The organism is Trueperella sp. LYQ141, from assembly GCF_046599555.1.
Taxonomy (GTDB): domain Bacteria; phylum Actinomycetota; class Actinomycetes; order Actinomycetales; family Actinomycetaceae; genus Trueperella.
In genome coordinates this window covers 313,731-324,739 of sequence record NZ_JBKIWQ010000004.1, presented here as the reverse complement: position 1 = coordinate 324,739, position 11,009 = coordinate 313,731, and the positions used below count along the sequence as shown (strand labels likewise).

General features: G+C 52.4%; 10 protein-coding genes. 5 read left to right on the top strand and 5 right to left on the bottom strand.

Features of this window, described 5'->3' with window-relative positions; translation table 11 throughout:
- The 5 genes from ACLHIJ_RS05155 to ACLHIJ_RS05135 form a co-directional block, all read right to left on the bottom strand.
- Positions 1-250, bottom strand: a 250-nt coding sequence (locus ACLHIJ_RS05155) for a hypothetical protein (RefSeq protein WP_411298587.1), incomplete at its 3' end; no start/stop codon positions are given.
- 309 nt (positions 251-559) lie between these two features.
- Complete coding sequence (locus tag ACLHIJ_RS05150; protein ID WP_411297437.1) at positions 560-1,666, bottom strand: Gfo/Idh/MocA family protein; 1,107 nt, start codon at positions 1,664-1,666, stop codon at positions 560-562.
- Between the two features lie 46 nt (positions 1,667-1,712).
- Entirely contained in the window at positions 1,713-2,552 is an 840-nt protein-coding gene (locus ACLHIJ_RS05145; RefSeq protein ID WP_411297436.1) for a carbohydrate ABC transporter permease, read from the bottom strand.
- A complete protein-coding gene (locus ACLHIJ_RS05140; RefSeq protein WP_411297435.1) occupies positions 2,549-3,496 on the bottom strand; it encodes a carbohydrate ABC transporter permease in 948 nt (315 codons plus the stop codon). The genes ACLHIJ_RS05145 and ACLHIJ_RS05140 overlap by 4 nt, the downstream gene beginning before the upstream one ends.
- 5 nt (positions 3,497-3,501) lie before the next feature.
- Positions 3,502-4,848, bottom strand: coding sequence for an ABC transporter substrate-binding protein (locus ACLHIJ_RS05135; protein ID WP_411297434.1), 1,347 nt, complete (start codon positions 4,846-4,848; stop codon positions 3,502-3,504).
- Positions 4,849-4,970: 122 nt separating this feature from the next.
- Here ACLHIJ_RS05135 and ACLHIJ_RS05130 point away from each other — a divergent pair, with 122 nt between their 5' ends.
- The 5 genes from ACLHIJ_RS05130 to tuf all read left to right on the top strand — a co-directional run bounded on the left by ACLHIJ_RS05130 (position 4,971) and on the right by tuf (position 10,460).
- A complete protein-coding gene (locus ACLHIJ_RS05130) occupies positions 4,971-5,744 on the top strand; it encodes a FadR/GntR family transcriptional regulator (protein WP_411297433.1) in 774 nt (257 codons plus the stop codon).
- Between the two features lie 377 nt (positions 5,745-6,121).
- Positions 6,122-6,496, top strand: coding sequence for a 30S ribosomal protein S12 (gene rpsL, locus ACLHIJ_RS05125; RefSeq protein ID WP_411297432.1), 375 nt, complete (start codon positions 6,122-6,124; stop codon positions 6,494-6,496).
- Positions 6,496-6,966: a 30S ribosomal protein S7 gene (rpsG, locus tag ACLHIJ_RS05120; protein ID WP_411297431.1), complete on the top strand. Its 471-nt coding sequence runs from the start codon at positions 6,496-6,498 to the stop codon at positions 6,964-6,966. The genes rpsL and rpsG overlap by 1 nt, the downstream gene beginning before the upstream one ends.
- Positions 6,967-7,008: 42 nt before the next feature.
- Positions 7,009-9,129 carry an elongation factor G gene (gene fusA, locus ACLHIJ_RS05115; protein ID WP_411297430.1) on the top strand — a complete coding sequence of 707 codons (2,121 nt, stop codon included), beginning with the start codon at positions 7,009-7,011 and terminating at the stop codon, positions 9,127-9,129.
- A 140-nt stretch (positions 9,130-9,269) separates the two neighbouring features.
- Complete coding sequence (gene tuf / locus ACLHIJ_RS05110) at positions 9,270-10,460, top strand: elongation factor Tu (protein WP_411297429.1); 1,191 nt, start codon at positions 9,270-9,272, stop codon at positions 10,458-10,460.
- Positions 10,461-11,009 lie beyond the last annotated feature (549 nt).

The following is an 11,009-nucleotide window of genomic DNA, read 5'->3' as shown; positions in this document are numbered from 1 at the left end:
TGTATTGGTAGAGGTAAAGATCTGTGAATTCTGGGTTGGTGGAGTGGAAGATTTCGTCGGATACTACGATGGTATATTCATCGTCATCTGGCAGACCTAAAACATCCGCAGTATGCCGACGAACCTCGTTGAATTGTGTGAGTTGAGAAGGCGATGTGGATTCGGTATCGCTGGCAGATGCCACGCTATATGCCGCGCCAGACATCACTGCGGCAATACTTCCAATCGCGATAAGAGCTGAGGTTTTCATGGCACTCTTCCTTTGGTTTCCGGTGATTAAGCGAAATACGAAAAAAAAAGAGAACTCCGACGCCGCATAATGCGGATATACGTTCGCGTTCTATCGTGAGGGCGGTGTAGCGATAAGTCATCACTCTCGCGGTACGCGTAGCTGCAGTGCAAACCGAGCCTTATGCCGAACACAGACAAAGCGTGTGATCTATGTCTATTTCCACGGTATCGGTTTCGTTGAAAGAAAACAAGAGCAAAATATCGAGAAAATGGAGGGGCTGAGCTATACTTTCATGCTCAGCCCCTCCAGATTTACAGCGTATATGTGCTATTTCTGTGTAATCTCGCTGATGGCCACTTTGCGATCTTCCAGCTTCGATAAGGTGCAAGCGTCTGCCGTGGCGATTGCCTCCATAGCGGCCGTACCGTCAGACAGCTTGGCAAACTCTTCTTCAACTGGATTTCCTTGCATAAGACCGTGGAAATACGTCATTTCCTCCTCGATAATGCCCTCCAGCCACAGCGGCGGTCGCTTATCGGGGGTGCCGTACTGAACGGCCCCATCCGTCGCCGAATCAGCGTAGATGGCGGTGCGCTGATCGTCCTCCTCCTGGCAACGATGTAAGAGGAAATGCTCCTCGGTATCGCCAATCCGGACGGTCACGCCAGTATCTTGCAAATCAATCTTAATAGCGCCCTTTTCGCCCTGGATCAGCACATTGTGCTCTGGCCAGCGGAAAGCTGAACCATATTCAATAGCAGCGAATGCTCCATTATCAAATTCCAAGGTGATGAGCATGAGATCATCTTCGTCCCCATATCCCTCGCCGCAATGGGCCACGTTACCGCCTGCCATCGTGGCTTTCGCTGCCGGGCCAAGGATTGACTGAACGAAATCAAGCTCATGGATGTGATGGTACAAATGCCCACCAGAAAGTTCACGCACTTTCTTCCATGACACAGACGGCTGCTTATCTTCCCACCCGTTGCGCAAGGTCCGAATGAAAAGCACCTTACCGATCTTATCCTCAGCAATAATTCGCTTGGCTAAGCGCACACCATTCATGAAATTCATGACGTGACCGGCCATAAAGAACACATTGTTCTCTTTTGCGGTGTCAACCATCAGTTTGCAATCGGCATAGGACAGCGCGATCGGCTTTTCACAAAATACAGCCTTGCCATTGCGAGCAGCAGCTAATACGCCATCAATATGCCGCCCATTCGGAGAAGCGACGATAACCGCATCGATACGAGGATCGCAGGCGAGCGCATCGAGAGTTGGAAAAACCTCAGCACCAAGTTCTGCGGCAGGCTTTTCGGCATTATCTGGGTCATATATGCCGACGACGCGGGCTCCATCGAGACGGTGCAATGAACGAGCGAGAGCTGCACCAAAGTATCCGGAACCAACGATTCCGTAGTGGATGGTCATGATAGAGAAATCCTTTCAGATAAAGTCAGAGGGGAGGAATATAGGATTATTTGACGGAGCCTTCAGTCAAACCAGCGGCGATATAGCGTTGGATGAACATAAAGACGATGACGGATGGGACGGCCACGCATACGGAGGCGGCCATCAAGGCACCCCAATCGAGAACCTCGGTGCCGGTAAGTGAATACAGCCCGACGGCAACCGGCATTTTGCTAGAGGAGGTCATAAACAGCAAAGCGTAGAGGAACTCGTTGAAGGCATTGATGAACGTGTAGATTGCGGTGGCAACAATGCCGGGCAAGACGATTGGCGTTGCGATCCGAGCAAAAACTTGGAATTTGCCAGCACCATCGACTTGAGCGGCTTCCTCAATTTCGAGGGGAACCGTCTGGTAGAAACCGACCAGCATCCATAATGCGTAGGGGATAGAGAACGATAGGTAAACCAGAATCAACCCGAAATAGTTGTTGACTAAACCGAGCTTGGCCAACACCATCGAATACGGCACGGCAAGCAAAATAGGTGGGAACATGTAGGTTGTTACCAGCAGTTTTGTGATCTTACGACCGACTCGTGGGAAGAACCGAACGATTCCGTATGCCCCCATACATGTAATGACGATAGTGATAGCAGTCGTCACAACTGAGACGATCAGAGAATTCTTCAAATTCGTTAAGAATCCCAAATCGAACAGCACCCGTCGGTAATTATCGAAAGTGAATACTTCTGGCAGGATACGGGTAGGGCTAGAGGACAGATCAACGCCAGATTTTAGGCTCGAAATAATGATCCACAGCAGTGGGAATACGAAGATGATACTGACGAGAATCAGGAAAGCATAGATAATGACGCTGGAGAGGCGTCGCGTTGTCCGGCGGCTTCTCATCGATCCTCACGCTCCCAACGGCTGATAAATCGGAATAATACGAGGGCAATGAGGGAGAGGAACACTAAGAGCAAGATAGTGACCGCAGAGGCCATTCCGAGTTGCTTGAGTCCCCATCCCGTGCGATAGGCAAAGATCGGCAGAGTTGTCGTCATATCTCCAGGACCTCCACCGGTAATGAGGAACAACAAATCGAAATTGTTGAATACCCAGATGGTGCGCAAAATGACGAGCAACCCAATGACCGAGCGAATGTGGTGAAGAGTGACGTGACGGAATCGCTGTAGCGCATTTGCCCCATCAACGTGTGCGGCTTCGAGCTGGTCGGCAGGCACGGTCTTTAAGGCGGAGAGGATATTGACCATAAAGAGCGGAGTGCCGAACCAGATGTTAATTCCGAGTACCACCCACAAGACGGTGCCAGGATCGGCTAATAGTGCCACCACCTGATCGGTGATCGACATATCTTGCAAGAGGTTAGGAACGAAGCCGTACACGTCGTTGAGGAGCCATTTCCACGTAAATGCGATAATGACTGCCGGAAAAGCCCAAGGAATAATGAGCAGAGTGCGGAATAGTGCCGATCCGCGACGGACCTTGTTTAACGCCATCGCTAAGGCAAATCCCAATCCGAGTTGTCCGAGCACAGAGGCGAGCGTCCATTTAATGGAATTAAAAAATGCGTGCCAATATGCCGGATCCTTTATTAGCTTGGCAAAATTGTCGAAGCCAACAAAATCGTAGGACGGCTTAATGAGGTGTTTGGTGGTCATCGAGTAGAAAGCTGAGGAAACCAGCGGATAGAACAGGAGCGCGACGACGATAATCACGGATGGAGCGACGAATGCGACTCCCACCCAGTTGATTTGCCGTATCCGGCCTCCGGTTTTTCTGCGCTTGGCTGCCACGCCACTACTCGTGCGTTGCGAATCGGCGCGAGTCATAATACTTACTCCGTTGCTCCAGCAGCTTCAAAGAGCTGGTTGAGTTTATCCTCAGCAGTCTTTGCGGCTGTTTCTATGGGGGTACCGTGCAGGACGATATCTTGGAACATGCTTTCGATAACGCCTTGGTTTGCCAAGATTCCAGCTTGGACTCGGGGGCCGTTTTCTAGGCCGATTGCGGTCGATAGTGGGATCGTTTGGTTAATCAGATCGAATTCTTTGCGGAACTTTTGGATCTGTGGATCGTTCAGGAAGGCTTCGTTATCTGCAATATCCTTCAGGGCGGGCATCATGCCAACCGGCACGGAGTGCAGGAAGCGGATGTAATCGTCCGTCTGGTACAAGGTCTTAAGGAAAGCCTTAGCGATCTCGGGGTGCTTGGAGTTTGCCCAGATAACCATTGGTTGGTTGGAGGTTTCTGCCCCGTACATCGGATCGGATGCTTTCATCTTCGGTAGCGGAGCTGCGTGGACTCCATCGAGAAGTTGCGGGCTGGTGGAAGCAACGCCGGAGATCTGGAATCCAGAGTTGAAATCGAAGGCAGTCTTGCCCTGGTAGTACAGCGTGGCTTGATCGAGCACAGCAAAGTTGACAGATCCCTCGGGGGAGGCGTTCTTGTACATGTCAACCCAATACTTAATGCCGTCAAGCACGATGGGGTCGGTCAGCTTGGCGTGTCCCTTATCGTCGAAGAATGTGCCGCCGTTTGATTTCACGTAGTAGTTCAGGAAGCGGGTGGCCATCATGTCGTTCGTGCCCATGGGAACAGATAGACCATACTGACCGTTACCTGTGAGCTTCTTTGCCGCAACGGCGAGTTCATCCCAGGTTTGAGGAACTTCAACGCCAGCAGCTTTCAGCATTTCGTCGTGATACCACATGACTTGGGCGTGGGAATACAGTGGAATGGAGTAGTTCTGACCGTCCTTTTCACCTTCTTTGAGGGCGGCTTCGTAGAAGCGATCCCGACCAATCTCATCAATCACGTCGTTGAGTGGTACGAGGGCTTCGGCGTCAATCATTTCGGTGACGTGGTAGGGCAGTGCGCTGGAAATATCGGGCACATTGCCGGTTGCTAAACCTGTCGTCCACTTGGTGTAGAACTCACCCCAGGAGAAGAGCTCAATATCAATATGGACCTTGGGGTGTTCTTTCATGAATCGGTCAGCCATTTCCTGCATGTATTGTGCCCGCGGGCCTTGGGTATAGCTTGACCAGAAAACGATGTTGCCTTCCAGCTCTCCGTCAGGTGCGCTGTTCGGCTCGGGGGAATCAGATCCGCCACATGCGCTGAGGGACGCGATGGCAGCAGCAATCGTGGCTAGTGATGCAAATAAGCGTTTCCGGCGCATCTCTTAACTCCTTTGTTACGTCAATGCGAAAAACGTATGACGTCAGACGTCAGACGTCATGTGAGTATCGTAACTATGCGCTAGAATCCTGTCAATAGGTTTTAATAAGGAGAGCTGGCCTCATGGCATACGGTGACGGACCACAGCAAAAAGCAGCAAAATTGCGCAAGCACCCCGTTGTTGATGCTATTAAGAATCTTATTTTGGAGCGTGGACTACAGTCAGGTGAGCTGTTACCTTCCGAAAGCGACCTCGTTGAGCTACTCGGGGTTTCGCGCGCTTCCATTCGCGAGGCGATTAAGGTGCTGGCCACCTTAGATATTGTGGAAGTCCGTCGTGGAACGGGAACGTATGTCGGGAATATGTCCTTACAGCCTATGGTGGAGTCGCTAACCTTCCGCTCTGCACAGACCCCACTCGGCGGGCTCGTGGCGCTCCGCGACGTGTTAATGACCCGTTGGAAGCTCGATGAAGCATACGCGCCAATGGTTGTCGCAAAGCTAGAACATCGCACAAATGACGATATTCGCCAAACGATTGCGGATATGGAAGAGAGTTTTGCGCGGCAAGAACCTATTTTTGCAGCAGATCGTGCCTTCCACCTCATCTTGGCAAAGCTGACGAATTCACTGCTATTTGTGCAGCTATTGGAGGCTTTTTGGGATGTCGAAAAGGTGGTTATGAATAAACTTCGTAAACCGACGCAAGACGAAATCCGCTACGACATCACACTCCATCACCAGCTCTTGGAATGTGGTGAACGTGGAGATGTTTCCGGATACCTTAGGGCGCTGGCAGAACATTACTCGCGTATGGTCAACGAACTGCCGATAGATAATTATTTCCCGGAAGTTAATGAGGGCCATGAGCGTAGCACTGACGAGAGTAAGGCCTAGTGCGCTCATCGTGCCAGTGCAGGGGCTGTTACTAGAGCATGCCTCTTATTGCAATGCCATCCGGATAGCGAAGTTGTAGACGCTGAGCTGATTCTCACGTAGTAGGGGAGCAGTGCCGCCGCGGACTGTGGGTATTTCCACTGTGGAATTGCCCTACATTCTTTGCTCCGACGGTGAAAAGTCGTTAACCTAGTCGTTGGCGCCCGTTCCGCAACTTGAACGTTGCTGCGTTGGTCTGGCGAAATGTTGCTGTTTAAGCCGCCATCGCATAATCAAGCTGCGGCGCTGGGAAAGGTGCGGTGTCCTTCCCCTAAGGACGTTCGGGACGAACAGACGGGCAGTTCGACGATCTGAACAAAATATACACAGGAGAAATAGTGCCTACTATTCAGCAGCTGGTCCGTAAGGGCCGCTCTCGTAAGACGAGCACCTCCTCGACTCCGGGCTTGAAGCGTAGCCCGCAGCGTCGTGGCGTGTGTACTCGTGTTTATACCACGACACCGAAGAAGCCGAACTCTGCTCTGCGTAAGGTCGCCCGTGTGCGTCTATCGTCAGGCATTGAAGTGACGGCTTATATCCCCGGTGAAGGTCACAACCTCCAAGAGCACTCAATCGTGCTCGTTCGCGGTGGTCGTGTGAAGGATCTTCCCGGTGTGCGTTACCACATCGTCCGTGGTGCTCTTGACACCCAGGGTGTGAAGAACCGCAACCAGGGTCGTTCGAAGTACGGAGCGAAGAAGGAGAAGAAGTAATGCCTCGTAAGGGTCCTATTCGCAAGCGTCCACTCGTTAACGATCCGGTCCATAACTCTCCAGTGGTCACCCAGCTAATCAACCGCGTCCTGCGTGATGGCAAGAAGTCCACAGCAGAACGTATTGTCTACGGTGCCCTTGCTGGTGTTGAAGAAAAGACGGGTCAGGAGCCGCTGTCAGTACTCAAGCGCGCTCTGGATAACATCCGTCCCCAGCTTGAAGTTCGCTCCCGTCGCGTGGGTGGTTCAACCTACCAAGTTCCGACGGAAGTCAAGCCAAACCGTGCAAACGCCCTCGCTATCCGCTGGCTCGTAGATTACTCCCGTGATCGTCGCGAGAACACGATGCTTGAGCGCTTGCAGAATGAAATCATGGATGCCTCCAACGGTCTCGGTGCCGCTGTGAAGCGTCGTGAAGACGTTCATCGTATGGCTGAGGCCAACCGTGCCTTTGCCCACTACCGCTGGTAAAACTCGCTGGTAGGCCGTACGGCCTGGATAAGGAACACAATAGTGGCACTTGAAGTGCAGAAGGATCTGAACAAGGTCCGCAACATTGGAATTATGGCGCACATCGACGCCGGCAAGACGACCGCTACAGAACGTATCTTGCTCTACACCGGCATTAACTACAAGCTCGGTGAGACCCACGATGGCGCCTCGACCACTGACTGGATGGAACAGGAAAAGGCACGTGGTATTACCATTACCTCCGCTGCTGTGACCTGTTTCTGGAATAACAATCAAATCAACATCATTGACACCCCCGGCCACGTGGACTTCACGGTTGAGGTTGAGCGCTCTTTGCGCGTTCTCGACGGTGCTGTTGCCGTGTTCGACGGTAAAGAAGGTGTTGAGCCTCAGTCTGAAACCGTGTGGCGTCAGGCAGATAAGTACAACGTTCCGCGTGTGTGCTTCATCAACAAGATGGATAAGATGGGCGCGGATTTCGATCGCTCCGTCCAGACCATTCGTGACCGTTTGAAGGCCACTCCGTTGGTGATGAACTATCCGATCGGTGCTGAGGCTGATTTCAGCGGTGTTATCGACTTGCTGAAGATGAAAGCCATCCGCTTCCCCGTCAAGGATGATAAAGGTCAAGAGACTTTCGGAAACCTTGTGGTAGAAGAGGAAATTCCTGCAGATCTGTTGGATCGTGCAGAAGAACTGCGGGCAGAGCTCGTTGAAACAGTTGCAGAAAACGATGAGACCCTGCTTGAGAAGTACCTCGGTGGCGAAGAAATCAGCATTGACGAACTGAAAGCCGTGATCCGTAAGATGACGGTTGCTGGTGAGATCTTCCCAGTGTTCGCTGGTTCGGCGTACAAGAACATTGGCGTGCAGCCAATGCTGGATGCTGTCGTTGATTACTTGCCGTCCCCGCTGGATATGGAATTCGTCGAGGGCCATGATCCGAAGGATGAAGAGACGATCATCAAGCGTAAGCCATCGAAGGATGAGCCGTTTGCAGCCTTGGCATTCAAGATTGCAACTCACCCATTCTTTGGTCGTTTGACGTACATCCGCGTGTACTCCGGTCACATTTCGGCTGGCGATCAGGTCATGAATGCCTCGAAGAGCAAGCGTGAGCGTATTTCTAAGATCTTCCAGATGCACTCCAACAAGGAGAATCCGGTTGATGAGGCAACCGCAGGTAATATTTACGCCGTCGTGGGTCTGAAGGACACCACAACGGGTGATTCCCTGTGCGCGCAAGACGCCCCGATCCTGCTTGAATCAATGACCTTCCCGGATCCGGTTATCCACGTCGCCATTGAGCCGAAGTCAAAGGTGGATCAGGAGAAACTCGGAACGGCTATTCAGAAGCTAGCAGAAGAAGATCCGACCTTCACCGTGCGTTTGGATGATGAATCTGGCCAGACGGTTATCGGCGGTATGGGTGAGCTCCACCTTGACATTCTGGTTGACCGCATGAAGAAGGAATTCAAGGTTGACGCGAATGTTGGTGCTCCGATGGTTGCTTACCGCGAGACGATTCGTGGCAAGGCACAGTCGGTTGAGTACACCCACAAGAAGCAAACTGGTGGTTCGGGTCAGTTCGCAAAGGTTATTGTCACTTTCGAACCTCTCGAGGAGAACGAAGAGGGCAAGACCTACGAGTTCGTTGACGTGGTCACTGGTGGTCGCGTTCCGCGTGAATACATCCCGTCGGTGGATCAAGGTATTCAGGCGGCCATGGAAAATGGCGTGCTTGCCGGTTATCCGATGGTCAACGTGAAAGCTACCTTGGAAGATGGCGCCTACCATGACGTCGATTCCTCGGAAATGGCATTCAAGATTGCTGGTCAGATGGTGTTCCGCGAGGGTGCCAAGCGAGCCAAGCCGGTTATCTTGGAGCCGGTAATGGACGTCGAAGTGCGTACGCCGGAAGAGTACATGGGCGACGTGATCGGCGATCTGAACTCTCGTCGTGGTCAGATTTCCTCAATGGAAGATGCCACTGGCGTTAAGATCGTGCGCGCTCTGGTGCCGCTGTCGGAGATGTTTGGATACGTCGGTGATCTGCGTTCTAAGACGCAGGGCCGTGCGGTCTACACCATGCAGATGGCAAAGTACCAAGAGGTGCCCAAGAACGTGTCGGATGAGATTATCCAGAAGGCACACGGCGAATAATCCGAGTGTCCGGTGTGATAATTCCGGCGTGAATTTACAAGCAACGACAATAAACAGTAAGATTTCTTTGGCGATGTACACGGGAGCGTGTCATCCTCTAAGCTGAAGAGACTCAGAAAACTAGTCCCAGGAGGGCGCAAGTGGCAAAGGCCAAGTACGATAAGTCCAAGCCGCACATGAACGTCGGCACGATCGGTCACGTCGATCACGGTAAGACGACGACGACGGCTGCTATTACCAAGGTGCTATCAGAGAAGTACCCGGATCTGAACGAGTCCACCCCGTTCGATGAGATTGACAAGGCTCCCGAAGAGCGTCAGCGTGGTATTACGATTAACGTTGCCCACGTTGAGTACCAGACCGAGAAGCGTCACTACGCTCACGTTGACGCACCGGGCCACGCCGATTACATCAAGAACATGATTACCGGCGCTGCTCAGATGGATGGCGCAATCCTCGTGGTTGCTGCTACCGATGGTCCGATGGCTCAGACCCGTGAGCACGTGCTGCTCGCTCGCCAAGTTGGCGTGCCGCACATCATCGTTGCACTGAACAAGTGCGACATGGTTGATGACGCCGAGCTCATTGAGCTCGTCGAAATGGAAGTTCGCGATCTGCTGAGCTCCCAGGATTACGACGGCGACGACGCTCCGGTCGTCCAGATCTCCTCGCTGAAGGCTCTGGAAGGCGATGAGAAGTGGGTCAAGTCCATCGAAGAGCTCATGGAAGCCGTGGATACCTACTTCCCGGATCCGGTTCGCGATCTTGAGAAGCCGTTCCTCATGCCGATCGAAGACGTCTTCACCATTACCGGCCGCGGCACCGTTGTGACCGGTCGTGTTGAGCGTGGTCAGCTGAACCTGAACGAGGAAGTTGAAATCCTCGGTATCCGCGCTCCGCAGAAGACGACCGTCACCGGCATCGAGATGTTCCACAAGCAGATGGATCACGCCGACGCAGGCGAGAACTGTGGTCTGCTTCTGCGCGGTATCCGTCGCGAAGATGTGGAGCGTGGTCAGGTTGTTGCCAAGCCGGGCACGATCACCCCGCACACCCAGTTCGAAGCTCAGGTTTACGTTCTGACGAAGGACGAAGGTGGTCGCCACAACCCGTTCTTCTCGAACTACCGCCCGCAGTTCTACTTCCGTACCACGGATGTTACCGGCGTTATCACGCTGCCTGAAGGCACCGAGATGGTTATGCCCGGTGACAACACCGAGATGACGGTCGAGCTCATCCAGCCGATCGCTATGGAAGAAGGCCTCGGCTTCGCTATCCGCGAGGGTGGCCACACGGTTGGCTCTGGTCGAGTCACCAAGATCATCAAGTAATTAATGATCTAATATCATAAGACTTTGGTGCCCCGCTGATTTCAGCGGGGCACCAAGTGCATCTGACAGTATTCACAAAGTATGTACATAGTTAACGCTGCTTAGGCGTGTAACTTACCGGTCTCCGATCTAAAAGATAGGAGACCGTTGTTTGCGCAGGCCTTCCTCCGTAATCGCTAGCTCACTACAGAATGTGTGTATAAAGCACGAGTGAGCAGATTTTATGAGTGTGTTCTGCAGGGAATACTTTTAGTTAAAGAAGCAGAAACATGTGGTGTTTCGCTTCACAGCCAATCTGCCTAGAGGAACTGGCTCTACGCTGGTAAAGTAGTCACTCGGGTCAGTTTGAAACTGACGCTGTTATTAGTGTGATTAGCCACCTCGGCAGCGCAGAATTTGCCGATGAAACACTGGATTTGTCATACTGGACAGGTTGCTCGGAGGGATCTGAGCGGAAAAGAACTTGGCTGGGGAGCAAAAGCCCCCAGTACATAAGGGGTTCACAACAATCGCATAGGGCTTCGTAGTTTACTCTCGCGAGTGCGACAC